At 72.3% G+C, this 26729-nt stretch carries 31 protein-coding genes; 13 read left to right on the top strand and 18 right to left on the bottom strand.

Translation table 11 applies throughout. The features are described from left to right. Positions 1–7 precede the first annotated feature (7 nt). Both BLW04_RS00150 and BLW04_RS00145 read right to left on the bottom strand, forming a co-directional pair. Positions 8–259 carry a WhiB family transcriptional regulator gene (locus BLW04_RS00150; protein WP_091535820.1) on the bottom strand — a complete coding sequence of 84 codons (252 nt, stop codon included), beginning with the start codon at positions 257–259 and terminating at the stop codon, positions 8–10. Positions 260–569: 310 nt separating this feature from the next. Beyond that, positions 570–1520: a diacylglycerol/lipid kinase family protein gene (locus tag BLW04_RS00145; protein WP_091535816.1), complete on the bottom strand. Its 951-nt coding sequence runs from the start codon at positions 1518–1520 to the stop codon at positions 570–572. Between the two features lie 79 nt (positions 1521–1599). Here BLW04_RS00145 and BLW04_RS00140 point away from each other — a divergent pair, with 79 nt between their 5' ends. Then, positions 1600–2106, top strand: a complete 507-nt coding sequence (locus tag BLW04_RS00140) for a hypothetical protein (protein WP_139306687.1) — start codon at positions 1600–1602, stop codon at positions 2104–2106. Between the two features lie 256 nt (positions 2107–2362). Next, on the top strand, positions 2363–2488 hold the full coding sequence (locus BLW04_RS29085) for a hypothetical protein (protein ID WP_256375451.1): 126 nt from the start codon (positions 2363–2365) through the stop codon (positions 2486–2488). Between the two features lie 301 nt (positions 2489–2789). On the opposite strand, the gene BLW04_RS00130 is transcribed toward BLW04_RS29085, so the two are convergent. The 6 genes from BLW04_RS00130 to sodN form a co-directional block, all read right to left on the bottom strand. Further along, a complete protein-coding gene (locus tag BLW04_RS00130) occupies positions 2790–3530 on the bottom strand; it encodes an HAD-IIA family hydrolase (RefSeq protein ID WP_091536721.1) in 741 nt (246 codons plus the stop codon). Positions 3531–3618: 88 nt separating this feature from the next. Then, a complete protein-coding gene (locus BLW04_RS00125) occupies positions 3619–4101 on the bottom strand; it encodes a GNAT family N-acetyltransferase (protein ID WP_217630773.1) in 483 nt (160 codons plus the stop codon). Beyond that, positions 4098–4889: a CDP-diacylglycerol--serine O-phosphatidyltransferase gene (gene pssA, locus BLW04_RS00120; protein WP_254780898.1), complete on the bottom strand. Its 792-nt coding sequence runs from the start codon at positions 4887–4889 to the stop codon at positions 4098–4100. The genes BLW04_RS00125 and pssA overlap by 4 nt, the downstream gene beginning before the upstream one ends. Before the next feature lie 26 nt (positions 4890–4915). Continuing rightward, complete coding sequence (locus BLW04_RS00115; RefSeq protein WP_091535808.1) at positions 4916–5578, bottom strand: phosphatidylserine decarboxylase; 663 nt, start codon at positions 5576–5578, stop codon at positions 4916–4918. 54 nt (positions 5579–5632) lie between these two features. Beyond that, complete coding sequence (locus tag BLW04_RS00110; RefSeq protein WP_175483839.1) at positions 5633–6877, bottom strand: PP2C family protein-serine/threonine phosphatase; 1245 nt, start codon at positions 6875–6877, stop codon at positions 5633–5635. A gap of 152 nt (positions 6878–7029) precedes the next feature. Beyond that, positions 7030–7434 carry a superoxide dismutase, Ni gene (gene sodN, locus BLW04_RS00105; protein WP_091535805.1) on the bottom strand — a complete coding sequence of 135 codons (405 nt, stop codon included), beginning with the start codon at positions 7432–7434 and terminating at the stop codon, positions 7030–7032. A 51-nt stretch (positions 7435–7485) separates the two neighbouring features. Between sodN and BLW04_RS00100 the strand changes: the two genes are divergently transcribed. Both BLW04_RS00100 and BLW04_RS00095 read left to right on the top strand, forming a co-directional pair. Next, a complete protein-coding gene (locus BLW04_RS00100; RefSeq protein WP_254780897.1) occupies positions 7486–7869 on the top strand; it encodes a S26 family signal peptidase in 384 nt (127 codons plus the stop codon). A 32-nt stretch (positions 7870–7901) separates the two neighbouring features. Continuing rightward, positions 7902–9086 (top strand): NAD(P)-dependent malic enzyme, encoded by a 1185-nt coding sequence (locus tag BLW04_RS00095; RefSeq protein WP_091535802.1) that lies wholly within the window; start codon positions 7902–7904, stop codon positions 9084–9086. A 7-nt stretch (positions 9087–9093) separates the two neighbouring features. Here the strand turns inward: BLW04_RS00095 and BLW04_RS00090 are convergent, their stop codons facing one another. Both BLW04_RS00090 and BLW04_RS00085 read right to left on the bottom strand, forming a co-directional pair. Then, a complete protein-coding gene (locus BLW04_RS00090) occupies positions 9094–10053 on the bottom strand; it encodes a 2-hydroxyacid dehydrogenase (RefSeq protein WP_091535798.1) in 960 nt (319 codons plus the stop codon). 22 nt (positions 10054–10075) lie between these two features. After that, positions 10076–10789 carry a metal-dependent hydrolase gene (locus BLW04_RS00085; protein ID WP_091535795.1) on the bottom strand — a complete coding sequence of 238 codons (714 nt, stop codon included), beginning with the start codon at positions 10787–10789 and terminating at the stop codon, positions 10076–10078. Between the two features lie 264 nt (positions 10790–11053). Between BLW04_RS00085 and BLW04_RS27300 the strand changes: the two genes are divergently transcribed. Continuing rightward, positions 11054–11245 (top strand): PIN domain-containing protein, encoded by a 192-nt coding sequence (locus BLW04_RS27300; RefSeq protein WP_217630772.1) that lies wholly within the window; start codon positions 11054–11056, stop codon positions 11243–11245. A gap of 113 nt (positions 11246–11358) precedes the next feature. On the opposite strand, the gene BLW04_RS00075 is transcribed toward BLW04_RS27300, so the two are convergent. The 6 genes from BLW04_RS00075 to BLW04_RS27910 form a co-directional block, all read right to left on the bottom strand. Beyond that, positions 11359–11544 (bottom strand): DUF6104 family protein, encoded by a 186-nt coding sequence (locus tag BLW04_RS00075; protein ID WP_091535792.1) that lies wholly within the window; start codon positions 11542–11544, stop codon positions 11359–11361. A 4-nt stretch (positions 11545–11548) separates the two neighbouring features. After that, positions 11549–15358: a multifunctional oxoglutarate decarboxylase/oxoglutarate dehydrogenase thiamine pyrophosphate-binding subunit/dihydrolipoyllysine-residue succinyltransferase subunit gene (locus BLW04_RS00070; RefSeq protein WP_254780896.1), complete on the bottom strand. Its 3810-nt coding sequence runs from the start codon at positions 15356–15358 to the stop codon at positions 11549–11551. A gap of 178 nt (positions 15359–15536) precedes the next feature. Next, on the bottom strand, positions 15537–16346 hold the full coding sequence (locus tag BLW04_RS00065) for an ankyrin repeat domain-containing protein (protein WP_091535785.1): 810 nt from the start codon (positions 16344–16346) through the stop codon (positions 15537–15539). Between the two features lie 44 nt (positions 16347–16390). Then, entirely contained in the window at positions 16391–16759 is a 369-nt protein-coding gene (locus tag BLW04_RS00060; protein WP_254780895.1) for a hypothetical protein, read from the bottom strand. A gap of 203 nt (positions 16760–16962) precedes the next feature. Then, positions 16963–17256, bottom strand: a complete 294-nt coding sequence (locus tag BLW04_RS27915; protein ID WP_254780894.1) for a hypothetical protein — start codon at positions 17254–17256, stop codon at positions 16963–16965. Further along, positions 17253–17747, bottom strand: coding sequence for an ATP-binding cassette domain-containing protein (locus BLW04_RS27910; RefSeq protein WP_254780893.1), 495 nt, complete (start codon positions 17745–17747; stop codon positions 17253–17255). Before BLW04_RS27910 ends, BLW04_RS27915 begins: the two co-directional genes overlap by 4 nt. Positions 17748–17783: 36 nt before the next feature. On the opposite strand from BLW04_RS27910, the gene BLW04_RS00050 reads away from it, so the two are divergent. The 5 genes from BLW04_RS00050 to BLW04_RS00030 all read left to right on the top strand — a co-directional run bounded on the left by BLW04_RS00050 (position 17784) and on the right by BLW04_RS00030 (position 23232). Further along, the gene (locus BLW04_RS00050) at positions 17784–18239 is read left to right on the top strand and encodes a universal stress protein (protein WP_091535782.1); all 456 of its coding nucleotides are present in this window, start codon (positions 17784–17786) and stop codon (positions 18237–18239) included. 2 nt (positions 18240–18241) lie between these two features. Further along, entirely contained in the window at positions 18242–19351 is a 1110-nt protein-coding gene (locus BLW04_RS00045; RefSeq protein ID WP_254780892.1) for an adenylate/guanylate cyclase domain-containing protein, read from the top strand. Positions 19352–19374: 23 nt separating this feature from the next. Then, positions 19375–21012 (top strand): ABC-F family ATP-binding cassette domain-containing protein, encoded by a 1638-nt coding sequence (locus BLW04_RS00040; protein WP_091535776.1) that lies wholly within the window; start codon positions 19375–19377, stop codon positions 21010–21012. A gap of 300 nt (positions 21013–21312) precedes the next feature. Then, positions 21313–21678, top strand: coding sequence for an IS30 family transposase (locus tag BLW04_RS00035; RefSeq protein WP_139306686.1), 366 nt, complete (start codon positions 21313–21315; stop codon positions 21676–21678). 390 nt (positions 21679–22068) lie between these two features. Next, positions 22069–23232 (top strand): C40 family peptidase, encoded by a 1164-nt coding sequence (locus BLW04_RS00030; RefSeq protein ID WP_175483838.1) that lies wholly within the window; start codon positions 22069–22071, stop codon positions 23230–23232. Positions 23233–23416: 184 nt separating this feature from the next. Here BLW04_RS00030 and BLW04_RS00025 read toward each other — a convergent pair whose 3' ends face one another. Further along, on the bottom strand, positions 23417–23617 hold the full coding sequence (locus BLW04_RS00025) for a hypothetical protein (RefSeq protein ID WP_091535766.1): 201 nt from the start codon (positions 23615–23617) through the stop codon (positions 23417–23419). 82 nt (positions 23618–23699) lie between these two features. Between BLW04_RS00025 and BLW04_RS00020 the strand changes: the two genes are divergently transcribed. Further along, entirely contained in the window at positions 23700–24935 is a 1236-nt protein-coding gene (locus BLW04_RS00020; RefSeq protein WP_091535762.1) for a YihY/virulence factor BrkB family protein, read from the top strand. 154 nt (positions 24936–25089) lie between these two features. On the opposite strand, the gene BLW04_RS00015 is transcribed toward BLW04_RS00020, so the two are convergent. Then, entirely contained in the window at positions 25090–25425 is a 336-nt protein-coding gene (locus BLW04_RS00015; RefSeq protein ID WP_091535758.1) for a histone-like nucleoid-structuring protein Lsr2, read from the bottom strand. A gap of 715 nt (positions 25426–26140) precedes the next feature. On the opposite strand from BLW04_RS00015, the gene BLW04_RS00010 reads away from it, so the two are divergent. After that, positions 26141–26338: a hypothetical protein gene (locus BLW04_RS00010; protein ID WP_091535755.1), complete on the top strand. Its 198-nt coding sequence runs from the start codon at positions 26141–26143 to the stop codon at positions 26336–26338. Further along, positions 26335–26517, top strand: a complete 183-nt coding sequence (locus BLW04_RS00005; protein WP_091535751.1) for a hypothetical protein — start codon at positions 26335–26337, stop codon at positions 26515–26517. Before BLW04_RS00010 ends, BLW04_RS00005 begins: the two co-directional genes overlap by 4 nt. Positions 26518–26729 lie beyond the last annotated feature (212 nt).

Here is a 26729-nt window from a genome sequence, read left to right as displayed (position 1 = left end):
TCCTCTTTCAGGCGGTGCGGACCCGGGTGCGGGCGGTGCGGCGCTTGAGGGCGCGGCGCTCGTCCTCGGAGAGACCGCCCCAGACCCCGGAGTCCTGTCCCGAGCTCAGGGCCCAGTCCAGGCAGGACTGCACGACAGGGCAGCGACGGCACACGGCCTTCGCCTGCTCGATCTGCACGACTGCCGGACCCGTCGTCCCGATGGGGAAGAAGAGCTCAGGGTCCTCGTCGCGGCAGAGGGCGCGGTGGCGCCAGTCCATGGCCGGGTACTCCTTGATGTCGTCTACGTAGCGGTCACCGGTCTGGGACCTGTTCGCAGGGCAGACCGCTGGAAACCAGCGAGATGTCCGGCGACCGCCTGCCTTGTTATTCGGCAGGTTGCCTGCTTGTGATGCTTTCACGAGACGCGGGGCTGTCAAGCAGTTCAGGCCGTTCAACGGCTCCCGTGAGCAAGCTCACCACGGGGCGGCGGGCCTCGCCACTCAGTCCTACCCGCAGTCGGCCGCGCCGGCCATCACCCGGCCTGGCCAGGCGCTGTGAGAACGCCCACCAGGACTATCACTGCGTTCCTCACACGACGACGCGCAGCGCTTCGGGCACCGACCGCACGCGCAGTCCGGTCGCCGTCCCGAGGTGGTCGCCGTCCAGCTGCCAGCCTTGCGGACGAACGGCGGCTAGCTGCAATTCCGCGAGGTCGTGCCAGCGGTGCACGCCCCGCCCGCGGGCGTCGGGGCGGTCGGCCATCGACTGGCGCACGTGATGCACCATCCGGACCGCGCCCATCCGGCCCATCGCGAACACGTCCAGGCCGGCGTCGAGGGACGCGTCCGGGTTGGGGTCGATCGGCCGAGCGCCCAGGTAGCTCCACGGGCTCACGTTGGACACCAGGGTGAGGAACAACCCGTCCACCGGCGGCCGCCCCGGCACGGTGAGCGTCATCGGAGGGCGGCGCCGGTCCCGGCCGAGCAGGAAGCTGCCCACCCCCGAGCGCACGTAGAGCGCCCCGGTCGACCGTCGTCCGCGGGCCCGCTGCGCCTCCACCCGGGCGATGACGTCGGCGTCGTACCCCATGCCGGCGGCGAAGACGAACCAGCGCGGGGCGCTCCAGCCCTCGGCGGTCTGCGCCGACGCCGCGCCCAGGGAGACCAGCCGGGTCCGGCCGGCCCGCAGCGAGTCCAGGATCTCGCCGGTCGCCTCCACGGGGTCCCGGGAGCGACCCAGGGCCCGGGAGAAGACGTTGGTGGAGCCGCCGGGGACGACGGCGAGGGTGGGCACGTGCGCACCGGGCCCGTGTGCGAGCAGCCCGTTGGCCGCCTCGTTGACGGTGCCGTCACCGCCCAGGGTGACCACGACGTCCACCCCCTCCGCGGCCGCCTCGGCGGCGAGTTCGCGGGCGTGGCCTCGATGGGTGGTCTCGGCGACGTCGACCTTCAGCTCGCTGGACAGCGCGCGGACCAGGACGTCGCGCACCTTGCGGGTGGTGGTTGTGGCCGCCGGGTTCGCCACCAGCAGCGCACGCATGGCGACCAAGATAACGAGGACGTCGCCCGGGGACGGACGGCGCGTCTCGCGAGGGGTGCTCCGGCGTAGCCTCGGCGCCGTGCCAGGCCAGGTGTCGAGCAACGAGGGCGACGCCGCGGAGCGCCGTCGTCTCCGGGCCGAGGGGCTCCTCGGCGGCGCCGCGGAACCGGTCCGGTCTCGCCCCGGTCGCGTGCGGCCGCAGGCGCCGGGGGCGGTGCGCCGGGCGGCGCTGGTCGTCGCCGTGGAGGCCGCCGCGCTGGGCGCCGTGGGCCTCTGGCTGCTCGTGCTCACCGTCACCGGCAACCCGGACAGCGTGGGCCGGGCGCTGGCCACCGTCGTCTACGTCGGCCTGGCCGCCGCCCTGCTGGGCGGCGCTTCGGTCGGGCTCTGGCGGGTGTCCGGCTGGGCCCGCGGCCCGGTCGTGGTGCTGCAGCTGCTGCTGGCCGTGATCGGGTACTCGCTGGCCTTTCAGGCCGAACGCCCGCTGCTCGGCGTCCCTGTGCTGGCGCTGGTGGCTCTCGAGTTCTACCTGCTGGCCACCCCCGAGGCGCGGCTGGCGTTCATGGAGCGGGAACCCGATCGCTGAGGTCGGTCGCCGTCGACCTCAGCGGCAGCGGAGCCAGGAACACGCCGAACCGGGCGGCTCCAGCGGCACGCCGACCGGTTGCCACGACGGGTGTCGCACCACCCGCGCGGGCGTCGAGCCCTCTCCCGTCCCGCAGAACTGTCATACCCCCTGGCTACGTTCGAGGTGTGCTCGAGGCAGGTGGGTTCGGGATGGCGGTGACGGTGGCGCCCGCCCTTCGCTGCTGCCCGCCGGCTCTGAGTCGGTGCCGTCAGGGGTGACGCGGCGGCGGTCGCGGCTGGTCGAGGTGCTCGACCCGGCCGGGTTCTCCGACGCGGGCCTGGTCGGCCAGCTGGCGTCTATCGCCGATGTGCGCTCCCGGTTGCCGCCGACCCGCGGCTAGGACCGACCTGGACCACGTCTGCTCCTACCGAACCGGCGGGGAGACCGACTGCGCGAACTCGTGCTGCCAGTGCCGCCGGCACCACCGGCTGAAGACCCACGCCCCCGGCCGGCGGTTCACCATGACCTCCGACGGAGTCCTGTCGGTCACCACGCCGTCGAGAGTCACCCGCACGATCCGACCACCGGGCACCGCACTGCCCGACGAACTCGCGCGCACCGGTGGAGCTTCGCCCGACCCGCCCGACCCGCCACCGTTCCGAGCTGGGAGACATGTCGAGGTGTCGACATGTCTCCCAGCGTCAGATGAGGTCGATGACCTCGGCGATCGAGGGCAGGATCCGGCTGGGCCGGAACGGGAAACGGTTGACGTCGGCGGCGCGCGTGGAGCCTGTGAGCACCAGCACGGTGTCCAGCCCGGCCTCGATGCCGGCCACGACGTCGGTGTCCATCCGGTCGCCGACCATCGTGGTGGACTCCGAGTGGGCCTCGATCCGGTTCATCGCGCTGCGGAACATCATCGGGTTGGGCTTGCCGACGAAGTAGGGCTCCGCGCCGGTCGCCTTGGTGATCATCGCGGCGACCGACCCGGTGGCCGGCAGCGGACCCTCGGGGGAGGGGCCGGTGACGTCGGGGTTCGTGGCGATGAACCGCGCCCCCGCGCCGATCAGCCGGATCGCCCGGGTGATCGCCTCGAACGAGTAGGTGCGGGTCTCCCCGAGCACCACGTAGTCCGGGTCGACGTCGGTGAGTGTGTACCCCGCCTCGTGTAGCGCCGTCGTCAGCCCCGCCTCGCCGATCACGTACGCGGAGCCGCCGGGCAGCTGCGAGGCGAGGAAGTCCGCCGTCGCCAGCGCCGAGGTCCAGATGGCCCCCTCCGGCACGTCCAGCCCGCTGCGGGCCAGCCGCGCCGAGAGGTCGCGGGGGGTGAAGATCGAGTTGTTGGTCAGCACCAGGAACCGGCGACCCCGGTCGACCAGCCGCTGCAAGAACTCCGCCGCCCCCGGCAGCGCGTTGCCCTCGTGCACCAGCACGCCGTCCATGTCGGTCAACCAGCACTCGGACTGGCCACGCTCGGTCGTCACACCCTCATCCTGCCGTCTCCGCCGGTGGGGACGCAGGGGCGAGGCGTCAGCGACGGTCGGCGGCGAACCGGGGGAGCGCGTCGTCCGTCAGCCGGAAGACCGTCCACCCATCCATCGGCCCGGCCCCGACGGCCCGGTAGAACTCGATGGACGGGGTGTTCCAGTCCAGCACCGACCACTCCAGCCGTGAGTACCCGCGGCTCACGCACACCGCGGCCAGCGTCCGCAGCAGCTCCCGGCCGAAGCCGCAGCCGCGGTGCTCGGGCCGCACGTAGAGGTCCTCGAGGTGGATCCCGTGGGTGCCCCGCCAGGTGGAGAAGTTCAGGAACCAGACGGCGAACCCGGCGACCGCCCCGTCGACGGCCTCGGCAACGTGGCCGAACAACGCCGGCGTCTCGCCGAACAACGCCCCGTGCAGCTGCTGCTCGGTCATCGCGGCCTCGTGCTCGGCCTTCTCGTAGGCGGCCAGCTCACGGACCATGCCCAGCACCGCCGGGACGTCCGCGGGCACCATCGGGCGCACCGTCACGACAGGACTTCCTTCACCCGGGCCGGCACGAGCCGCGCCAGCGGCGTCACCACCGGCATCATCAGTGGTGAGAGCAGGTAGCCGTAGGCCAGCAGCAACCCGGTCAACCGCGGCACGGTGGCCATGCCCACCGTGACCAGCACCGCCGCGGTCACCAGCCCGTAGGGCTTGCCGCTCTTCGGGCTGACCAGTGAGCGGAACGAGCGGTAGCGCACGGTGCTGACCATCAGCAGGCCCGGGACGACGATGATCAACAGCACCCACAGCCGGTCGCGGCCCTCCATCTGATCGGCGAAGGCGTAGACGCTGGCGAGCACGACCGCTGCGGCGCCAGGACTCGGCAGCCCGGTGAAATACCGCTTGTCGGCGGTCGGGTCGATCGTGGTGTTGAACCGCGCCAGCCGGATCGCTGCACATGCCACCCACAGGAAGCAGGCGATCCAGCCCAGCGGATCGAGGGAGTCCCGGCCGTCGGAGAACAGTGCGAACGCCACCAGCGCGGGCGCCAACCCGAAGGACACCAGGTCGGCGAGGGAGTCGAACTGCAGGCCGAACGGCGACACCGCCCCCACCAGCCGGGCCACCGCACCGTCGGCGATGTCGAAGATCACCGACAGGCCGACCAGGATGCTGGCCAACCCGTAGGAGCCGCGGAAGGCCACCAGGATCGCGCCGAAGCCGCACATCATGTTCGCCAGGGTGAACAGGCTCGGCAGCCAGGAGCGGGCCCGGCGCCGTCCGCCGCGCACAGAACCGCGCACGAACTCCACGGTGGTCGTGCGCCGCATCGGCCGCATCGGAGGCTCCGACCTCCTCAGTTGCCCGACCATCGCGCGATCACGGTCTCCCCGCCCCGCACTCGCTGGCCCTCGGTGACGGTGACGGTACAACTCGGCGGCACGAAGACGTCCATCCTGGACCCGAACTTCATCAGCCCCATCCGCTGCCCGGTCGCCAGCTGCTCACCGGCCCGCACCCGGGTGACGATCCGCCGCGCCAGCACGCCCACCACCTGCCGGAAGACCACCTCCCGGTCGCCGTCGCGCAGCCAGATCTCGCTGCGCTCGTTGCGGTGCGCGCTCTCCTTGCGGTACGCCGCCAGGAAGCTGCCCGGCCGGTGACTGGTCGACGTGACCTCGCCGCGGTAGGGGGAACGGTTGACGTGCACGTCGACGACGGACAGGAAGATGCTCACCTGCTGCCAGTCGCCGTCCGGGGCGACGCCGGGCTGCGGTTCGCCGGCCACCATCACCACGCCGTCGGCGGGGGCCAGCACGTCGCCGGACGCCGGACGCTCACGGTCGCACCGCCGGTCCGGGTCACGGAAGAACAGCGCCATGTAGGCCGACAGCGCCACCCAGGGCCAGCTCGCCAGCTGCAGCCCGCGTCGGCCGGTGACCCGCCCGAGGGCCGCGAAGGCGGTCGCAGGGGCCAACGGGAGGGCGAGGAAGGGCCAGCCGGCCCGGTCGATGTGCATCGCATGCCGAGGTTACCGGGGGCCAGCCGGGGCCGGCGGGAAACGGGTTCCGCCTCAGGCCGAGGCGTGCTCGGCGCTGGCTCCCGCGTTGCTGTCCCGGCTCCGCATCGGGCCGCCGTACCAGTCGAGGCAGACCACCGTGGCGTCGTCGCGCAGGTCGCCCCCGGTGGCGCGCATGACTGCCGCGCCGAGCTCGTGCACGACCTCGCGGGGGTGCAGGGCCGCGGAATCCGCGAGGGCTGTCACCACGTTCAGTTCCGCGGCGTTTCGTTCCTCCATGCCGTCGGTGACGAAGACGATCCGGTCGCCCGGTTCCATCGGGAACTTCTGGAGCCGGAAGTCTCTGCCGGATTCGACGCCGAAGGGGATGTCGATGGCCAGCTGGATCTCCTCGACGTGTCCGTCGCGGAGCCGGAGGGGCAACGGGTGCCCGGCGTTGACGATCTCCGCGGTCTCGCTGCGCAGGTCGACCCGCAGGAGCTGACCGGTGACGAACTGACCGGCAGCCGCGTGTTCCGCGACGGCGTCGTTGGCGCCACGCGCCTGCGCGGCCAGGTCCAGCCCGCGACGGCGCCCGTTCCGCAGGCTGCCGACGAACAGCGTGGCCAGCAGGGCCGCCGGCACCTCGTGGCCGACGGCGTCGGTGATCGACACCTGCAACGAGTTCCGATCCAGGGAGTAGTCGAACGTGTCGCCCCCGACGGTGCTGGCCGGCTCCATCCAGCCGGAGATGGTGAACTGCCCCGCCTCGCAGGTGAACGCGGTCGGCAGTAGTCGGCGCTGGATCTCCGCGGCCAGTGAGAACGGCGTGGTCCGCTGGCCCCACTCGAACAGATCGGTGTGCCGGCGGTTGGCGATGATCACGTAGGCCAGGGCATGACCGGCAGCGGCGATGTCCGCCACGGCCTGCTCGTCGGGGTACTCGGGCAGGACCAGCTCCAGCACGCCCATCGCATCCCCGCGGTCGGTCACCGGCACGGTCAGCTGCGCGCCGTCGTCCAGCTCGCGCACGTCCACCCCCTGGGTCCTCAGCACGCGCTCGTAGACCGTGCCAGGCAGCGGGAGGGTCTCGGCGTGGTCGGCGCCCTGCGACCTCGCTCCGTTGGGCCGGGGCGTCGACGAGCCGAGGCGCACGACGGAGTGGCCGCTGAAGTCCGCGATCAGGAAGGTGACAGCGCGGGCGCCCACCATGGTCGCGAGCTGGTCGGCGACGACCTGGACGGCCGCGATGGGTGCGGCCGCCTCCACCGCCTCCAGGAGCGCGCTGAGGTCGATCCGGGCACTCTCACCGGCGCGCATTCCCGGAACTGTAAGCCGCGGCCGGCGCGGTGCGGCATCGAGCCCGCTGACGCCGGACATGAAACTGCCGGGCCACCCCGGAGGGCGGCCCGGCAGGGGTGGCCCCGCTGCAGGGGCCCGCCGCGAGCGGTGGGGGGCAGCGGGGTCCTTGATCAGGCGGCTGCCTTGGTCTCCCAGAAGATCTTGTCGATCTCGGCGATGTAGTCCAGCAGCTTCTGGCCCTCGGCCGGGTCCATGCTGCCTTTGGCGCCCGAGGCGCCGGCCTGCTTGGTGGCCTTGTTGAACAGCTCGTTCAGATCCGGGTACTTCTCGAAGTGCGGCGGCTTGAAGTAATCGGTCCACAGCACCCACAGGTGGTGCTTCACCAGTTCGGCCCGCTGCTCTTTGATCAGGATGGCGCGGGTGCGGAAGACGGGGTCCTCGTTGCCCTGGTACTTCTCCTGGATGCCCTTGACGCTCTCGGCCTCGATGCGGGCCTGGGCCGGGTCGTACACGCCGCAGGGGAGGTCGCAGTGCGCGGTGGCCTCCACGGCGGAGAACATGCGGAACAGACGCATGGGAGTTCCTCCGGGGATCGTGGGGAAGGTTCGTCTGGGACCCTACTCGCGGTGATCAGCGACAACACGTCGAGCGGCCCGACCCCCGCGGGCGCTACCGGCCTGCCCACCCGCTGGGTGTCCGCGCGGGTCACCGGGCCCTCCATGTTCCCCACGGTGCGGCACGGCGACCGGCTGCTGGTGGCCCGGGTGCGCCCCGGCGACCCGGTGCGCACGGGCGAGGTGGTGCTGGCCCGTTTCCCGTCCCGACCGGAGCTGCTGGTCGTGAAGCGGGTCCGGCGCGCGGTGCCCGGCGGCCACTGGGTGGAGGGCGACAACCCGCTGGTGACCGACGACAGCCGCGCCTTCGGGCCGGCCGTGGTCCTCGGCCGGGTCGTCTGCCGGGCCTGGCCGCGCCCGGGCCGGCTGCGGTCCGCGCTCGCCTCGCCGGGCTGAGCGACCCGGACCTGCTCTACCCTCCGGTGTCCATGGGCTCCGTGCAGAGTGGCACCCCCGACCGTTTCGCCGACGACCCCGCGTTCGCGGTGCACGAGAACGGCAAGCTCGCCGTGCGTGCGACGCGGCCGATCGAGTCGATCGGCGACCTCGCGCTCACCTACACACCAGGCGTGGCCCGGGTGTCCAGCGCGATCGCCGCCGAACCGGCGCTCGCCCGGCGGTTCACCTGGGCGCACCGGGTGGTGGCCGTGGTGAGCGACGGGACGGCGGTGCTCGGCCTCGGCGACATCGGCCCGGCGGCGGCGCTGCCGGTGATGGAGGGCAAGGCCTGCCTGTTCAGCGAGATCGCCGGGCTGGATGCCGTCCCGATCGTGCTGGCCACCACCGACCCGGACGCGATCGTGGAGATCGTCACGGCCCTGGCGCCGTCATTCGGGGGCATCAACCTCGAGGACATCAGCGCGCCGCGCTGCTTCGACATCGAGGCCCGGCTTCGGGAGCGGCTGGACATCCCGGTGATGCACGACGACCAGCACGGAACGGCGATCGTCGTGCTCGCCGCGCTGCGCAACGCCGCCCGCGTCACCGGCCGGACGCTGGCCGACCTGCGCGTGGTGGTCGCCGGCGCCGGGGCCGCGGGCGTCGCATGCACCAAGATCCTGCTGGAGGCCGGAGTCGGTGACCTCGCGGTCGCCGACTCCCAGGGCGTCCTGCACACCGGCCGCGACGGCCTCCCGCCGATGAAGCAGTGGGTCGCCGAGCACACCAACCGGGCCGGGTTCGCCGGGTCGATGGTGGGGGCGCTGCAGGGCGCCGACGTCTACGTCGGACTGTCCGGCGGGTCGGTGCCCGAGGCAGCGATCGCCACCATGGCCGAGGGCTGCATCGTGTTCTCGCTGGCCAACCCCACCCCCGAGGTCGACCCGGAGATGGCCGCCCGGTACGCCGCCGTGGTGGCCACCGGCCGCAGCGATCTGCCCAACCAGATCAACAACGTGCTCGCCTTCCCCGGCGTCTTCCGCGGGGCGATCGACGCCGGCGCCACCAGCATCACCGAGGAGATGAAGCTGGCCGCCGCCACCGCCATCGCCGACGTGGTGGGTGACGAGGTGCGCACCGACTACATCGTGCCCAGCCCGCTGGACCGTCGGGTGGTCACCGCGGTGGCCGAAGCCGTGGCGGCGTGTGCCCGCCGGGAGGGCGTCACCGGCTGACCCCGGGTCACACCGGGGTGGGCGGCGCCTCGCCGGCGAGCACCGCCGCGACGTTGCGCACCGCCAGCGCGCACATCTCGTCGCGGGTGGCAGCCCCGGCGCTGCCCAGGTGCGGGGTGAGCACGACCTGCTCCAGGGTCAGCAGCCGCGGGTCGACGTGCGGCTCGTCCTCGAAGACGTCGAGGGCGGCGCCGCCCAGCCGGCCGGAGGTCAGCGCCCGCACCAGGGCGTCGGTGTCGACGATGCCCCCGCGTGCGGTGTTGACCAGGAGCGCGCCCGGGCGCATCCGGGCCAGCGCGGCCTCGTCGAGCAGGTGGTGCGTGGCCGGGGTGAGCGGGCAGTGCAGCGTGACCACGTCGCTTTCGGCCAGCAGCGCCGGGAGCTCCCGGAACTCCACCGCGGTGCGCTCCTGGGCGGTCATCGGGGAGCGGGTCGGCGTGGCGAGGACGCGCATGTCGAACGCGCGCGCCCGCCGGGCCACCGCCCGCCCGATCCGGCCGTAGCCCACCACGCCGAGCGTCGCGCCGGCGGAGAGGTCCAGGCCGGTCATCATCCGCGGCCCCCACACCCAGGCGGCGCCGGTGCGCAGGAACCGGTCGCCTTCCGCGATCCGGCGGGCCAGGGCCAGCACCAGACCCAGGGTCAGATCCGCGGTCGCGGCGTCCAGCACCTCCGGGGTGTTGGTGACGGCGACGTGCCGGGACCGGGCGGCCGCCACGTCGACGTTGTCGTAGCCGACCGCCACGTTCGCGACGACGCGCAGCCCCGGCCCGGCGGCGTCCAGGACTGCGGCGTCCACGCGGTCGGTCAGCGTGCTGACCACGGCCACCGCCCCGGCCGCGTCGCGCAGCAGCTCCGCCCGCGACGGCGGGCTCTCCCGGCCCACGACCACCGGCACGCCGAGCGCGGCGACCGCGTCCATGGCGTTGTCGGTCAGCAGCCGGGTGACGTACACGTGGCCGGTCACACCGGCAGACCGTAGTGCCTGGTCAGCGTCCGGTGGCCAGTAATTGCACCAGCGGGCTCAGCGCTTCGCGGGCGCCGGTGTTCAGGTAGAGGAAGGTCAGCGTGAGGGTGGAGAACGGCGGGACGAAGACCAGCTTCTCCAGCTTCGCCCCGGTGCGCATGGGGGTGGCGGCCAGCCGGGCCCGGTGCAGGATCCACACCAACGGCACCGGCACCCCCTGACAGGTCAACGCGTCGCCGGCGATGTGCGCCAGCACCCCGGCCATCACGGCCAAAGGGAGCCACTGCGGACTCGGGCTGTGCTCGAGCAGCAACCAGGCCCCGCCCAAGGACATCAGCAGGTTGCCGACGACGGTGTTCTCCGCCCGGCCGGGGATCACGAAGTTCAGCGCCCGCAGGGCCAGGCCGATGGCCAGTGCGAGCAGCAGCAGACTGGACCAATACGCCCCCGCCGCGACGGAGGCGAGCAGCCCGAAGACGGCCGGGGCGAGGACGGCGTCGTGGGTGCCCCACCTGTGCCCGCCGGAGATCCGCCCGACCAGGCCGGCGGGAAGGTCGGTGACCGGGCCCCACATCCGGGAGATGGTCGCACCCTGCTGGTCCAGGTCGGGCAGCATGGCGAACCCGCCGACCGCGGACACCCAGGCGACCTGGGCGACGGTGCCGTGCACGGGTACCCAAGGGAGCGTGGCGGCGCCGGCGGCCAGGCCGGAGAGGGCGTGCGAGTGACCGAGCACGCACGCAGGGTCGCCCCATCGCGGCCATTCGAGCGGGAGGCTGCCCCGGTCGCGGCGTGTCTTCCGTGCCGTGCGTGCCGTCGCCATGACGTCGGTGCATGTGTTCGGCAAGGCGAGCAGCGACCCCTTCGCCCCGTGAAGGCGTGCTGGTCACCTCCGTGCTGATCGGCGACGAGCCTCCACCGGACGTCGAGGCCGCGATCAGCGTCGTGTCGCTCACCGAGCTGCACCTCGGCACGCTCGTCGCCACCGACAACGACGAGCGTGCGCCGGATCGGTCGCCTGGCTGCGGTCGAGGCCGCCTTCGACCCGCTTCCCGTCACCGCCGAGGTCGCCCGTGCCTGGGGCCGGCTCGCCTCGGCGGTCGCGCGCCGCGGCGGCACCCCCCGACGCCGGCAGATCGATCTCACCCTCGCTGCGACCGCCGTCGTCGAGCGCGTGCCGCTGCTGACGTAGCACGTCGCCGACCTGCGGAGCACCGAGGACCTGGTCGACGCCCGGAAGCCCTGACCGGCCGTACCAGGTGGCCGACCATGGCCGGTGTGGTCACTCCGGGATCGTCCAGCGAGTCATTCGTCGTCCACGTCATCGGTGCCGCCCCGGGCCAGCCAGGTGGCCAGCCGCTCGACCGGCACCTCGAAGTCCGGGTGCTGGTCGACGAAGGCCTGCAGCTGGTCGGCCAGCCAGGACAGGGAGACCTCCTCCTCGCCCCGGCGGCCGGCCAGCTCCTCGATGCCGCGATCGGTGAAGTACATGCCCTCAGTCGGCGAAGGCCTGCGCGACGAGCTGCCGCTGCTCGGCCTCGTGCACCTTCGCCGAGCCGACCGCAGGGCTCGCCGACGCCTTGCGGGACACCTTGCGCAGCGTCCGCCCGGCGGGCAGCTCCTCGGGCAGGTTGACGGCCATGAACTGCCAGGCGCCCATGTTGGCCGGCTCCTCCTGCACCCACACCACGTCGGTCGCGTTCGGGTAGCGCCCGAGCGCCTCGGCGATCTCCTCGGCCGGCAGCGGGTAGAGCTGCTCGACCCGCAGCACCGCGGTGTCGGCAGTGCCGTTGGCCTCGCGGTGGGCCAGCAGCTCGTAGCTGATCTTGCCGCTGCACAGCAGCACCCGGCGCACCGCCGCGCCGTCCAGCGGCTCGCCGCCCACCCCCGGATCCGGCAGCACCGGGCGGAAGCGCTCCTCGGTGAAGTCGACGACCGGGCTGACGGCCGCCTTGGCCCGCAGCAGCGACTTGGGCGTGAAGACGACCAGCGGCCGGTGCACGTCCGAGAGAGCCTGGCGGCGCAGCAGGTGGAAGTAGTTGGCCGGCGTCGAGCAGTTGGCCACCGTCATGTTGTTCTCGGCGGACAGCTGCAGGAAGCGCTCGATTCGGCCACTCGAGTGGTCGGGCCCCTGGCCCTCGAGGCCGTGCGGCAGCAGCAGGACGACGCCGGAGCGCTGGCCCCACTTGGCCTCGCCGCTGCTGATGAACTCGTCGATGACCATCTGGGCACCGTCGACGAAGTCACCGAACTGGGCCTCCCAGAGGACCAGGGCCTTGTCGTTGGCCACCGAGTAGCCGTACTCGAAGCCGACGGCCGCGTACTCGGACAGCAGCGAGTCGTAGACGAAGAACTTCGCCTGGTCCTCGGTGAGGTTGGCCAGCGGCGTGTACTCCTCGGCGGTCTCCCGGTCGATGAGCACCGAGTGCCGCTGCACGAACGTGCCCCGGCGGGAGTCCTGGCCGGCCAGCCGCACGGTGACGCCCTGCATCAGCAGGGAGCCGAACGCGAGCAGCTCGCCCATCGACCAGTCGATGCCGCCCTCGCTGGCCATCGCGGCGCGCCGCTCGAGCATCCGCTGCAGCTTGGGGTGCGGCGTGAAGTCGGCGGGCAGCGAGACGTGCGCGTCCCCGATGCTCTTGAGCACCTCGGGAGTGATCGCCGTGTCGACCGCGGTCTGCTGCGGGGTGCGCGGGTCCATCACCGGCTCGGGCTTCGAGGAGTCGGTGGCGTCGTGGGTCTCGGCGAAGGCCCGCTCCAGCTGCCCGCGGTAGTCCTTGAGCGCCTCCTCGGCCTCGGCCAGCGTGATGTCGCCCCGGCCGACCAGCGCCTCGGTGTACAGCTTCCGCACCGAGCGCTTGCGGTCGATGATGTCGTACATCAGCGGCTGGGTCATCGACGGGTCGTCGCCCTCGTTGTGGCCGCGACGGCGGTAGCAGACCAGGTCGATGACCACGTCCTTCTTGAACGCCTGCCGGTAGTCCATGGCCAGCCGGGCCACCCGCACGCACGCCTCGGGGTCGTCGCCGTTGACGTGGAAGACCGGCGCGCCGATCATCCGCGCGACGTCGGTCGAGTAGAGGCTGGAGCGGGCCGCGGCCGGGCTGGTGGTGAAGCCGACCTGGTTGTTGATGACCACGTGCACGGTGCCGCCGGTGCGGTAACCGCGCAGCTGGGAGAGGTTCAGCGTCTCCTGGACGACGCCCTGGCCGGCGAACGCCGAGTCGCCGTGCAGCAACACCGGCAGCACGGTGAAGCCGCCCTCGCCCTTGTCGATCATGTCCTGCTTGGCCCGCACGATGCCCTCGAGCACCGGGTTGACCGTCTCCAGATGGCTGGGGTTGCTGGCCAGCGAGACGTTGATCCGACCCTGGCCCGCCGGGTGCTCGAAGCAGCCCTCGGCGCCCAGGTGGTACTTCACGTCACCGGAGCCCTGCACCGTGCCGGGGTCGATGTTGCCCTCGAACTCGCCGAAGATCTTGGCGTAGCTCTTGCCGAGGACGTTGGCCAGCACGTTGAGCCGGCCGCGGTGGGCCATTCCGATCGCGACCTCCTCCAGCCCGTACTCGGTGGAGGCGAGGAGCACCTCGTCCAGCAGCGGGATGACCGACTCGCCCCCCTCGAGGCTGAACCGCTTCTGGCCGACGTACTTGGTCTGCAGAAAGGTCTCGAACGCCTCGGCGGCGTTGAGCCGGGCCATGACCCGCTTCTGCTTCTCCCGGCCCGGCTGGTCGTGTTTGACCTCGATGCGCTGCTGCAGCCACTCGCGCTCTTCGGGGTCGGTGATGTGCATGTACTCGATGCCGACGGTGCGGCAGTAGGAGTTGCGCAGGACGCCGAGGATGTCCCGCAACGCCATCATCCGCTCGCCGGCGAAGCCGCCGACCGGGAACAGGCGGTCCAGGTCCCACAGGGTCAGGCCGTGCTGGAGGACGTCGAGGTCGGGGTGGGCGCGGACCTTGAACTCCAGCGGGTCGGTGTCGGCCATCAGGTGGCCGTTGCGCCGGTAGGCCTCGATCAGCTCGATGACCCGCGCTTCCTTGTCGATCTGCCCCTCGTGTCGCACGGTGCGGTCGGGCACCCAGCGGACCGGCTCGTAGGGCAGCCGCAGGGACCGGAAGATGTCGTCGTAGAAGCCGTCGGCGCCCAGCAGCAGGGTGTGCAGCCGGCGCAGGAAGTCGCCGGACTGGGCGCCCTGGATGATCCGGTGGTCGTAGGTCGAGGTCAGCGTGATGGTCTTCGAGACGGCGAGGTCGGTGAGCGTCTCGGCGCTCATCCCCTGGAACTCGGCCGGGTACTCCATCGCACCGACGCCGACGATCGTGCCCTGGCCGGCGGTGAGCCGCGGCACGGAGTGGTTGGTGCCCACGGTGCCGGGGTTGGTCAGGCTGATCGTCGTCCCGGAGAAGTCCTCGACGGTCAGCTTGCCGGAGCGGGCCCGACGGATGACGTCCTCGTAGGCCCCCCAGAAGGCGGCGAAGTCCATCTCCTCGGCGCCCTTGATGTTGGCGACGACGAGGGAACGGGTGCCGTCGGACTTCGGCAGATCGATGGCGAGGCCGAAGTTGACGTGCTCGGGCTGGACCAGGTTCGGCTTGCCGTCGACCTCGGCGAAGGCGGCGTTCATCTCCGGGAAGTCGTCCAGCGCCCGGATCAGCGCGTAGCCGATCAGGTGGGTGAAGGAGACCTTCCCGCCTCGGCTGCGGGCCAGGTGGTTGTTGATGACGACGCGGTTGTCGGCCAGCAGCTTGGCCGGCACGGCGCGCACACTGGTCGCGGTCGGCACCGTCAGCGAGGCGTTCATGTTCTTGACCACGCTGGCGGCGGCGCCGCGGAGTTGGGTGCGCTTCGGACCCGTGGACTCGGCGGCCGCCGGCTTCGCCGCGGGTTTCGGGGCGGCCGGCTTGGCCTGCGCAGCGCGTTCGGCCGGCTTGGCCACCACGGTGTCCTCCGAGCGCTCGGTCACGCCAGAAGCCCGGGAGGCAGGCGTCGGGGTGCCCGGCGGGACGGCGGGGCTGCTGGGCCGGGTGGCCGAGCCCTCGGCGTCGGCGGGCGCGGGAGTGGCAGCCGGCTGCGGAGCCGCTGCGGTGGGGGCCGGCGCCGCGGCGACGGTGTCCGACCGGTCCTGCGCGTCGGCGACGGGGCTGCCCGGCCGGTAGTCGGCGAAGAACTCGTGCCACGCCTGGTCGACGCTGCCGGGGTCGGCGAGGAACTGCTGGTACATCTCCTCGACCAGCCACTCGTTGGTACCGAAACCAGCCACCGGGGAGGGGGAGCGGGTGGCGGACGGCCGGGATGAGCTCACGGTTGACACGGGGTCGAGTGCCTTCTTCGTCTGTGGACGTCGTTGGACCGGGCACCGAGTCTAGTCACGTGGCGGGCGCATGGCCGGGTGCGACGTGGCCTGCCGAACGTGTCCCGGGTCACCCGGCCCGGATGGCCCGCCGGTCGGTCCGAACGGGCTGGTCAAATCCGCACGGTGGTCAGTTCCGGGCGCCGGAGGCCACCAGGAGTTCCGCCAGCGCATCGGGGTCCGCCGTCCCCGCGGCCCGCGTGCCGCGGCTCTGAGCCGAGGCGACGCGGCAGATGTCCAGGGCGCTGGCGCCGTCGTTGGTGGTCGCGTTGACGTCGGCGCCGGCGGCCAGCAGCAGCCGGACCACCGCGGGCACGTTCCCGGTGGGTGGAGCGTCGACCGCCGCGTGCAAGGCGGTGCGCCCGGTGTTCCGGTCGCGACGGTCGACGTCGGCGCCGGCCGCGAGCAGGCGCTCGACGACCTGTGGCCGGGCGGTCGCCGCGGCGGCGTGCAGCGCGCCGGCGTCCGGGTCGGCGCCGCGGTCCAGCAACAGCTGCACCGCGGTCAGGGACCCACCGGAGGCCGCCCAGCTGAGCAGGTCGACGTCGGTGGCCGGGTCGGTCAGCCGGGTGCCGTCGTCCAGTTCGCCGGCCAGCCGGTCGACATCGCCGAGGAAGGCCGCGGACGCGGCGTCCACCGGTGCGCCGAGCCCGCGCAGCGCCCCGATCAGGTCCGGGGCGTATTGCAGCGCGACGTGCAGTGGCGTGCGGCCGCCCTCGGTCGCTGCCGTGAGGTCCGCGCCGGCGGCGACCAGCGCCTCGACGAGGTCGGCGGATCCGGCCACCACGGCCAGGTGCAACGCCGTCCAGCCGTCCTCGCCGGCGCGTTCGACCCGGGCGGTGAGCAGCCGCGGTTGCGCCTGGACCGCGGCGCGCACGCCGTCGAGGTCGCCGTCGGCGATCAGCCGGCCCAGCCGCGGGGCCGTCATGCGGGTCGTCATCCCTCGATCCTTGCCTGCCGGTGTGGTCGCGGCGGGACCGGGGTTCACACCACGTCCCGCCGGATGGCCAGCACGGTGCCCAGCAGGGCGGCCAGCAGGCCGTAGCCGAGCAGCAGCAGACCGCCCTGCCAGGCCGTCAGCAGGTCCGGCCCCTGGAAGGTCGCGGTCATGGCCTCCAGGGCCCCACCCGGCAACCACTTGTAGGCGCTGGCCGTCGCCGGGATCGACCGGATGACCTGCTCGACGACGAAGAGGTAGACCAGCGACCCGACGATCGCCCCGACCTGGTTGTGGATCAGCGCGCCGATGCCCACGCTGCGGAAGGTCGGCGTCGCCGTCCGGTGCCGGTACTCCTGCGTCGTCCCGATGATGCCGAGGATCAGGAAGAGGACCGTGACGTTGGCAGGGGGCAAACGCGAGCTCCTCGTACTGGCTGCTCCCCACCGGCGGGAACCCGCTCTCGGGGTTGCCGGCGAAGGCGGTCAGCAGCACCGCGAAGCCCGCGGACAGCACGCAGGCGCCCAGCACCAGCCCCAGCCACACGCGAGGTGGTGAACAGCTTGGTCCACTCCGACCGAACCAGCCGACCCATCAGGACGCCGTTCCGTCGACGTGCTCACCGGAGCCGGCCGCGTACTGCTCCTGACCGGCGGTGAGCCGGAAGTAGACCTTTTCCAGGCCGCTGGTGCGCGGTCGCAGCTCGTGCAACTCGATCACCGTCGGTGAAGGGACGCCGGCCGACCTCGGCCGCGGTGAGCCCGCTGACCGTCAGCGTCTCGGGCCCGGTGACCTGCACGGCGACGCCGTCCCCGCCGAGCAGGTCGGCGAACCGGCTCACCAGCTTGCCGGCGCCGACGATCACCACCCGGTCGGCGGTCTGGTCGACCTCGGCCAGCAGGTGGCTGCTCACCAGCACGTTCGTCCCTGGTCGTGGGCCAGCTGCCGGAGGAACCCGCGCAGCCACTGGATGCCCTCCGGGTCCAGGCCGTTGGCCGGCTCGTCGAGGACCAGGACGGCGGGGTCGCCCAGCAGTGCGGTGGCCAGCCCAAGTCGCTGCCGCATGCCCGGCGAGTAGCAGCCCGCCCTTCGCCCGCCGGCCGGACCCAGACCCACCTGGTCGAGCACCGCGTACGGCGTGCCGTTGAAGGTCGTCGTCGCGCGGTCGGGGGTGACCAGGCACAGCGCCATCCGCAGGGTGGTGGTCTTGCCCGCCCCGTTCGGGCCCAGGAAGCCGGTCACCTGTCCCGGCTCGACGGTGATGCTCAGTTCGTCGACCGCACGCACCCGGCCGAGCGTCTCGGTGAGGCCGCTGACCTCGATTCGTACGGGGTCGACGGCGGTCGTGCTCCCGTTGGCGATGACGGTGCTCCTCGCTCGCCCGCGGCGGGAGACCCCGGACACACCGGGGCCACCGTGACGTGGGTAGGTTGCCGAGCCGTGAGCGCCTACCGCACGGTGGTCGTCGGCACCGACGGCTCGGAGTCTCCCCCATGGGCCGTCGCCCGGGCCGGCGCACTGGCCGGGGCCCGTGGTGCCCGGCTGGTCGTCGCCTGCGCCTACCTGCCCACCGAGGCCGACGACCGGGAGTTGCAGCGCACCCGGGACGTCCTGGGCGATGAGGCCTACCAGGTGGGGTCCTCGCCCGCGGAGGAGACGGTGCGCTCGGCCGGTGAGCGGGCGGCCGCCGCCGGCGCCGGGGAGGTCGCCACGGTCGCCGTCGTCGGGTCGCCGGTCGAGGCGCTGCTGGACGTCGTTCACCGGGCGGCGGCCGACCTGCTCGTCGTCGGCAACCGCGGGCTCAACCGCATCAAGGGCCGGCTGCTGGGCTCCGTCCCCGCCGATGCCACCCGGCGCTCGGCCGTCGACGTGCTCGTCGTGCACACCACGGACTGACGTTGCCCGGCGACCCCGGGGCTGCCGGTGGCAGCGCACCCGGCCCCCCTGAGTCCGCGGCCGGACACCTCGAGGAGCTGCTGCTCGGGGGCCCGCGCCGCTACACCCGGCTGGAGGTCGCCCAGTTGGCCGGGATGCCGGCCGAGCGCACCCAGCGGCTGTGGCGGGCGCTGGGCTTCGCCGACGTCGCCGACGACGACCCCGCGTTCACCGACGCCGACATCGCCGCCCTGGGCCGGCTCGAGGCGCTGATCGACTCGGGGTTCGTGGGTCCGGAGACCGAGGCGTCCATCGCCCGGGTTATGGGCCAGTCGCTGTCCAGGCTGGCCGACTGGCAGACCGACATGCTGGCCCCGGCGCTCGAGACGGCCGGCTCCGACCCCGGCGCCGACGTGCAGGCCGCGGTGGCGTCCGCCGAGCTGCTGCTGCCGGTGATGCGCGAGCTGCAGGACTACATCTGGCGCCGGCACCTGGCCGCCAACGCCGGCCGGCTGTTCCTGTCGGAGCCGGGGCGGGTGGACCGGCGGGAGCTCGCCGTGGGCTTCGCCGACCTGGTCGGCTACACCACCCGGACCCGCGGCATGGGGGGCCTGGAGCTGGGCCGGATGGTCGAGGACTTCGAGGGCCTGGCCGCCGACGTCATCGCCCGGCACCGCGGCCGGGTGGTCAAGACCGTGGGCGACGGGGTGCTGTTCACCTGCGTGTCCCCGGTCGACGCGGTGGAGATCGGGCTCCGGCTGCCCACCGAGTGGGACGCCGATGACCGGCCGCCGTTGCGGGTCGGGGCGGCGTACGGACCGGTGCTGACCCGGCTGGGCGACGTGTACTCGCCGGTGGTGAACCTGGCCAGCCGGCTGACCTCCATCGCCCGGCACTCCACCGTGCTGGTCGACGAGGCCCTCGCCCAGCGGCTGCGCGGCGTCCAGGACTACCGGGTGCGCCCGCTGCGCCGGGTCTCGGTGCGCGGCTACGACCACCTGCAGCCCTGGCTGGTGCGGCGCCGGGCGACCGGGGACGACGACGTGGCGGGGACGGCGGCCTTCGAGGACCTGCTCGAGGTCGCCGACGACGTGCTCGACCGGCCCGAACCCGAGCACCCCGCAGCCGGCTGACGCGCCCCGGGCACGATGAGCGGGTGTCCGCGACTCTCCTCGCCCGTGGGCTGGCCGCCGGCCACGGCGTCCGTGCCCTCTTCTCCGACCTCGACCTCGTCGTCGCTCCCGGCGATGTCGTCGGGCTGGTCGGCGTCAACGGCGCCGGGAAGTCGACGCTGCTGCAGACGCTGGCCGGCCTGCTGCCGCCGGAGTCCGGTGCGGTGGTGCTCAGCCCGCCGACCGCGACCGTCGGCTACCTGCCACAGGAACACGAGCGCCGTCCGGGGGAGACCGTCGTCGACGCGCTGGCCCGGCGCACCGGCGTCGCCGATGCCCAGCGCGCCCTGGACGCCGCGACCGAGGCGCTGGCCGCGGGGGAGGGCGGTGCAGCGGATGCCTACGGCGACGCGCTGGAGCGTTGGCTGGCCCTCGGCGGGGCCGACCTGACCGAACGGGCCGAGGAGGTGATCGCCTCAGTGGCTCCCGGGGTCGCGCTCTCGGCGCCGATGACCGGGCTGTCGGGCGGCCAGGCCGCCCGGGTCGGCCTGGCCTCGCTGCTGCTGTCCCGCTACGACGTGCTGCTACTCGACGAGCCGACCAACGACCTGGACCTGGCCGGGCTGGACCAGCTCGAGCGGTTCGTCGAAGGCTTGCGGGCCGGCGTGGTGCTGGTCAGCCACGACCGCGAGTTCCTCGCCCGCACGGTGACCCGGGTGGTGGAACTGGACCTCGCCCAGCAGCTGGTCCGGGTGCACGACGGCGGTTACGAGGCGTACCTGGTCGAGCGCGAGGTGGCCCGCCGGCACGCCCGCGAGGAGTTCGAGGAGTACGCCGATACCAAGGCCGGCCTGGAGGGCCGGGCGCGCATGCAGCGCAACTGGATGGCCAAGGGCGTGCGCGACTCGATCAAGAAGTCCAAGGACGGCGACAAGCACATCAAGGCGGCCAACCGGGCGTCCTCGGAGAAGCAGGCGGCCAAGGCCAAGCAGACCGACCGGCGGATCGAGCGGCTGGAGGTCGTCGAGGAGCCGCGTAAGGAGTGGCAGCTGCAGATGGAGATCGCCGCCGCGCCCCGGGCCGGCGCGGTGGTGGCCACCCTGCGCGGGGCCGTCGTCCGGCACGGGAACTTCTCCCTCGGCCCGGTCGACCTGCAGGTCGACTGGGGTGACCGGCTGGCGATCACCGGCGGCAACGGCGCCGGCAAGACCACCCTGCTCGCCGCGCTGCTCGGCCGGGCTCCGCTGAGCGAGGGGTCGGCGTCGCTGGGCGCCGGTGTGCGGTTGGGGGAGGTGGACCAGGTCCGCGGCCCGTTCCTGGGCGACGAGCCCCTGTCGGCCGCCTTCGGCGCCGAGGTGCCCGACCTGCCCGACGCCGAGGTCCGCACGCTGCTGGCCAAGTTCGGGTTGCGCGCCGACCACGTGGTGCGCCCGGCCGCGACCCTGTCTCCGGGTGAGCGGACCCGGGCGGCGCTGGCGCTGCTGCAGGCCCGTGCGGTCAACGTGCTGGTCCTCGACGAGCCGACCAACCACCTGGACCTGCCGGCCATCGAGCAGTTGGAGGAGGCGCTGGCCGGGTACGCGGGCACGCTGCTGCTGGTGACCCACGACCGGCGGATGCTGGAGGCGGTGCACACCACCCGCCGGCTGGTAATCGAGGGCGGCCGGGTCCGCGAGGCTTGAGCCCCGTCGACCGCGGCAGGCGACGCAGGGCACGGCCGTGGCACCCCCGGGGCGGTGAGGTCGCGGCGACAGGCGCCGACGTCGGCCGGTCGATGATCGGTCCGCGCGTGCCGGAGGTGCTCGGTCGCCGCCTCGGCCAGGGCTTCCAGGCTCACTCGCAGCCCAGGGCATCCTGCTGCGCTCCGGGCGTGCCACCCGCCGCCCGCGAGGGCGTAAGTCCACCCCAGGCGCCCGGATCGTCGGCATGAGGAGCATCGACGACCGCCCCGACACCGTCGCCGACCGGGCCGTGCCCGGCGCCTGGGAAGGCGACCTGGTCATCGGCAAGGCCGGCAAGACCGCGATGCCACCCCGGTCGAGCGGACCAGCCGATACACCGTCACCGTGGCCCTGCCCGGCGGCAAGCGAGACGCCACCACCACCTGCTACGCCCTCATCGGCTCGGTGGCCGGCATGCCCGCCCAGCTGGTCAAGACCCTCACCTGGGACCAGGGCAGCGAGATGGCCGGCCACGCCGCCCTCAGCCTCGCCACCGCCGTGGACGTCTACTTCGCCCACTCCCACTCACCCTGGGAACGCGGCACCAACGAGAACACCAACGGGCTGCTCCGCGAGTACCTCCCCAGGGCACCGAGAACAACGTTGAGCTGGCCTACGTCCCGTTGAACGGCCCGTGGATCGGCCGGGCCGGTGGTCGACGGCGTCGCTGACGTCCGGTCGGGTGCGGCCGGTGACGACCAGCAGCACCAGGAGCAGCTCGGCTATAGGCCCCCGTCCGGGCTTCGTGTGTCCTTCCGTCGCGCACGGTCCAGTGTCCCGAGCTGTCCAGTCGCCGGCCAGGCGTCACCCGTTCGAGTGCCGGAGCCCCCAGAGCTCCCGGTGATCTTCTTTTGCTCTTACCGTCAGGTGACAAGGCGGCCGGCCATGGGCGGCACGCGGCACGCGGCACACGGGGTGCGGGGGGACGGGTTGGGACGAGCACGGCCGACGCGGGCGAGGCCCTGCGTGGTGGCAGTCGCCGCTGCCGTCGTCATCTGCCTCGCAGGTGCCCCGGGGGTGGCCTTGGCGTCGCCGACCGGTCCCGGTGACGAGCAGATCGGCGCGGCGGAGGCGGCTCGGGACGCCGCAGTCCAGAGGTTGACCGAGCTGTCCACACGGCTTGCCGAGGCCCAGGCCCAGGTCGACGCGGCTAACGCCGCCGCGACCATTTCGCTGGACGCCTTCCAGGGGGAGCAGGCCGAGTACCAGACAGCGCAAGTCACCGCACAATCGGCTGCCGCGGCGGAACGGGCCGCCGACGCCGCGCTGACCGTGGCTCGCGCCGAGCTGGCCGCCTTCGCGCGGGCGAGCTACATCCAGGGCACCACCGCACCGGGCCTACAGGCGATGCTGGACATGAAGGACCCGGCCCAAATCATCGAACGCGCCACGCTGCTCGCCGCCGCGGGCGGTCACCGGGCCGACGTGCTGCTCGACTTGGCCCGGGTCCAGCGGCTGGCCGTGGCGGCCGAAGAGGCCGCCCACGCGGCGGTCACCCGGGCGAACATCCTGCGGCAGCAGGCGGCCGACGCACTGACCGCTGCCGAGGGCATGCAGGCGGCCGCCCACCAGCGGACCGCCGCCCTCGAGTCCGACCGGACCGTCATGCAGGACCAGCTCCAGCAGGCCCTTGACGCCCTCTCCGAACTGGAGGGCGCCCCGGCTGCCGGCCAGGACTACACCCGGCAGCAGGCCGCGGCCCAGGCCGCCGTCCAAGTCGCCGACGGCTCGGTGGTGGAGGGTGACCTGCCCCCGGTCGGGGCGGGCTCGACCGCGGCGGCCGCCACCGCGCTGGACGCGGCGCTGAGCGCGGTCGGTCTGCGCTACGCCTGGGGCGGTGGGTCGCTGACCGGGCCCAGCCTCGGATTTGGCATCGACGCCGGCGTGACCGGCTTCGACTGCTCCGGCCTGACCCGCTACGCCTACGCCCAGGCGGGCATCAGCATCCCGCGCAACAGCACCGCGCAATACCAAGCGTCGCCCAGGGTGTCCCGCGCCGACCTTCGACTGGGGGACCTGGTGTTCTGGGCGGTCGACGTGACTGACCCGGCGACCATCCACCACGTCGCCCTCTACCTGGGCAACGGCCGAATCGTGGAAGCGCCCCAGAGCGGAGCCACCGTCCACGTCACCTCGATGTACTGGTCGGGATACATCGGCGCTGTCCGCCCCAGCGCTTGACCCCGGGGTGACGCCGGCGATCCCGGCGTCCTGAGGGAACCGGGCCCGGGCTGACGGTCAGCCCATGCGTTGGAGCTCCGCCAGGACGCGTAACAGCCGCGGCAGGTGGCAATGGGGCGCCAGAGAGCGAACTCGGTGATAGCGCCGCAGCTCCCGGTTCTCCCGCTCATCCAGCCGATGCCCGTCACCGGTTGTCGTGCCCGGCCGGCCCTTCGTCGATCTCGGCCTGGGCGAGCCAGTTGCGCATCGTCTCGGGGTTGATCCTCAGTTGCTCGCCGATGCGCCGCAACGCCCCGGTCCGAGTCGCTGGATCCCGCCGAGCGCCGATCGCCAACCAGATCGCTCGCTTCCGCAGCTCGTCGGGGTACTCCTTCGGTGCCGCCATCTCTCTCATCCCCACCTGGATTGAGAGCTTCCATCAGACCTGGCGCGGGACAGAGCGGTCAGGCGGGGCGCATCCTAGGACGATGCTGGGTGGGCGGAACGAGCGAACGGGCACCGACCCGGGGACCGCGGTCGAAGCGGCTGTTTCGCCGGTTCGCACTCCCGTGCGGCGCAGCGCCGCACGCCGACTGCTGGGGCGCACGATAAGCCACGCGTGGAACAGTGACATCTTCAGCGAGTCGGCGGCGGCGGCGTTCTGGCAGACGTTGTCCCTGCCGCCGCTGCTGCTGGGGATTTTCGGCATCCTCGGCTACGTCGGCGGGGTGTTCGGACCCGACACCGTCGCGGCGGTGCAACAGTGGATCATCGAGCTCACCGGCGGAGTCTTCAGCCAGAACGCCTTGAACGAGATCATTGCCCCGACCGTGGCCGACGTCCTGAGCACGGCCCGTGGGGAGGTCGTCTCGATCGGGTTTCTCCTCTCGTTCTGGTCAGGCTCGTCGGCGATGTCCGCGTTCGTCGACGCCGTCACCCGCGCGCACGACCAGTACGAGGTGCGCAACCTCGTGTGGCAGCGCGTGCTGGCGATGCTGATGTATGTCGTCGGCTTGATCACTGGGATCATCGCCCTGCCCCTGGTCGCGCTGGGACCGGAGCGAGTCCTCGCCCTCCTGCCCGGCTCCTCGGAACGCGCGGTGGGCACGGCCTATGCTGCGCTCTACTACCCGGTCATCGGCCTCGTCCTGCTGGCGGCCCTCACGACGCTGTACAAGGTGGCCCTACCGCTCAAGCCACCGTGGTACCGCGGACTGCCCGGGGCTCTGCTCGCCCTGCTGGTGTTCCTCGCCGGGGCTTCCGGGTTGCGGCTCTATCTCGACTGGTTGACCGGCACTGGCTACACCTACGGCGCCCTGGCCGCGCCCATCGCGTTCCTGCTGGCCACCTTCTTCATCGCCTTCGCGATCATCTTTGGAGCGCACCTGAACGCCGGTATTCAGGCCCTGTGGCCTGTGCCGCTGCACGATCGCCGGGGCAGGCTGAAAAAGTCCGGGCCCGGGACGCCGGAGCTGCGCCGGGCCGTGCACCAGAATCCGGAGGCCGCTGCTGCGCTGCTCGAGCAGCTCGCCTACACGGTGGGGCGTCCCGAACGCGCCGGGACTGAGCGGCAGGGTCACACGTCCGACCGTCGACCGGCCCACCAGCCACGGGACAGTCCGCTCGGCCAGCCAAGCTCGGATGCGCCCGTACGGACGTCGCCGACGAAGGCGACGACCGTCAGCGCTTTGAGCGCCGTGCCGCCCCATCCGCCGAACGAGTGACGGTCTTGAACGACCACGGTCGTGGAGGACGCACGCTTGCCGCGCGGGGTCAGCTGCCGCGGGCATCTTGGGCGGGACTTTCTGACGGCGCTGCGGACGCGAAGAGGCACCGGACCCACCGCTGGGATCCGGTGCCTCCAAGCAACCACGTGAGTCAGTTGCCAGCGGCCCGATACGCCGCAAGCACGTCCGCCTTGACGCGTCCGCGCGATGAGACGTCGATGCCCTTGCCCTTCGCCCAGGCACGGGCCGCGGCCGGGTCGACGGCAGTGAACGCCGGTTTGGCCGGACCAGCGGTGCTCCGACGGCGCGCTCCCGATACCTTGCGCGCAGCCGAGATGTAGCGGTCGAACAGCCCCCGGAGTTCCTGAGCATTCTTGTCAGTCAGGTCCAACTCGTACTCGCGAGAGTCCAGACCGAAACGAATGGTTGTGTCGGCCGGGTCGCCGTTCAGGTCATCAACCAGGACGACCGTCGTTGTCTTCGCCATGTTCTTAAGACTCGGCCTCCTTCTGTCGGCGGTCAAGCGGACGCGGCAGCGACCGATCCAATAGAGTTACTCGATGTACCGACACCGCCTCAGTCATGCTGCGCGCTATATCGTGTGGTGCCCCTCGCGGCCCGTCGCCGCAGGGAGAGCTCAGAAGTCGGGTTCGAGGACCCAGAACTACTTCCCGACGTCTGAATGCTTCCGGTCGTCGACGGTAAGCGCTGCTGAACTGCGCTTTCGGCGTTTGTCACCGTTGGCTGATCGTTGCCGAGATTGAGCGTCTTGCGGACTGGCTGCGGACCAAGATCGCGTCGCGACTGCACTGCTGCTTGTGTTGGACGCGGCCGTCGCTTGCGACCCGGATCAGCGTGCCGGCTGCGTCAGGGCGCCGGATGGACGCGGGTTGACGGGAAAGCGGGCAAGGTGCGGGATCGGCACAAGCTCACAACGGACTTTCAAATTCAACCTGTAGCCGGCCCCCGTCTCGTTGATTGAGACGGGTTAATGGAGGACATTCACCAGTTCCGCGATGACCGCCACCGCCACCGCCGCCGCTACCCACCGCCACAAGCCCGGCGACAAGTAGCCGAACTGACCGTGGCGTCGATGGTGCCCCCAGGCCAGGCGCGCTTGTCCACACGGACGGACAACGTGGACGAGCACGGTGAACCGTCACGGGTTTGATGCCGCCTCCTTGTGAGCGAGGATGGCGATCATGCCCAAGAGGTACCCCGTCGAGGTCAAGGACCGGGCGGTACGGATGGTCCGGGACGACGAGGGCGACTACGGCTCGGTCACCGCAGCGTGCGTCGCTGTCGGTGGTCAGCTCGGCCTCGCCCGGGAGACGCTGCGGCGCTGGGTGGAGCAGGCCGTGGTCGATGACGGCACCCGGCCCGGGGTGGGTCCGGGGTGAGCAGCGAAGAGTCCGAGGAGATCAAGGCGCTGAAGAAGGAGAACCGGCGGCTGCGCGAGGCGAATGAGATCTTGCGTCAGGCGTCGATTTTCTTCGCGGCGGAGCTGTGCGCCACGAGGCGCTGTGTTGATCGAGGGGTGGTGAGAGACCACCTCCGTTGGGCCGTCGCAGCGGCCTGATCGAAGCCTGGGGGCAGCCCTTTCCGGGGAACGCCGGGATGGGTGGCAAGCGGCCCCGACGAAGGCGGGTCGCGCCGGTACTGCCAGACGGTGCGGGCTCGCTGGGCGAGGTCAGAAGGTGCAACGTGAGTGAACCAGTGGTTGACGCCCTGTAATCGCGAAGCCGTGCTCCAACCTGGTGGATGTGGGCCGGTGCGCAGCGCACGGACCCT

The sequence above is a fragment of the Modestobacter sp. DSM 44400 genome, assembly GCF_900107175.1.
Classification (GTDB): Bacteria; Actinomycetota; Actinomycetes; order Mycobacteriales; family Geodermatophilaceae; genus Modestobacter.
This window is presented reverse-complemented; position numbering and strand designations above follow the sequence as displayed.

Bases quoted from the DNA above. Each gene is read 5' to 3' on its own strand.
- BLW04_RS00150 (WP_091535820.1), bottom strand. From the start codon at position 259: ATGGACTGGCGCCACCGCGCCCTCTGCCGCGACGAGGACCCTGAGCTC.
- BLW04_RS00145 (WP_091535816.1), bottom strand. From the start codon at position 1,520: ATGCGTGCGCTGCTGGTGGCGAACCCGGCGGCCACAACCACCACCCGC.
- BLW04_RS00130 (WP_091536721.1), bottom strand. From the start codon at position 3,530: ATGGACGGCGTGCTGGTGCACGAGGGCAACGCGCTGCCGGGGGCGGCG.
- pssA (WP_254780898.1), bottom strand. From the start codon at position 4,889: ATGCGGCGCACGACCACCGTGGAGTTCGTGCGCGGTTCTGTGCGCGGC.
- BLW04_RS00115 (WP_091535808.1), bottom strand. From the start codon at position 5,578: ATGCACATCGACCGGGCCGGCTGGCCCTTCCTCGCCCTCCCGTTGGCC.
- BLW04_RS00110 (WP_175483839.1), bottom strand. From the start codon at position 6,877: ATGCGCGCCGGTGAGAGTGCCCGGATCGACCTCAGCGCGCTCCTGGAG.
- sodN (WP_091535805.1), bottom strand. From the start codon at position 7,434: ATGCGTCTGTTCCGCATGTTCTCCGCCGTGGAGGCCACCGCGCACTGC.
- BLW04_RS00095 (WP_091535802.1), top strand. From the start codon at position 7,902: ATGGGCTCCGTGCAGAGTGGCACCCCCGACCGTTTCGCCGACGACCCC.
- BLW04_RS00075 (WP_091535792.1), bottom strand. From the start codon at position 11,544: ATGTACTTCACCGATCGCGGCATCGAGGAGCTGGCCGGCCGCCGGGGC.
- BLW04_RS00065 (WP_091535785.1), bottom strand. From the start codon at position 16,346: ATGACGACCCGCATGACGGCCCCGCGGCTGGGCCGGCTGATCGCCGAC.
- BLW04_RS00025 (WP_091535766.1), bottom strand. From the start codon at position 23,617: ATGGCGGCACCGAAGGAGTACCCCGACGAGCTGCGGAAGCGAGCGATC.
- BLW04_RS00020 (WP_091535762.1), top strand. From the start codon at position 23,700: ATGCTGGGTGGGCGGAACGAGCGAACGGGCACCGACCCGGGGACCGCG.
- BLW04_RS00015 (WP_091535758.1), bottom strand. From the start codon at position 25,425: ATGGCGAAGACAACGACGGTCGTCCTGGTTGATGACCTGAACGGCGAC.
- BLW04_RS00010 (WP_091535755.1), top strand. From the start codon at position 26,141: ATGCCCAAGAGGTACCCCGTCGAGGTCAAGGACCGGGCGGTACGGATG.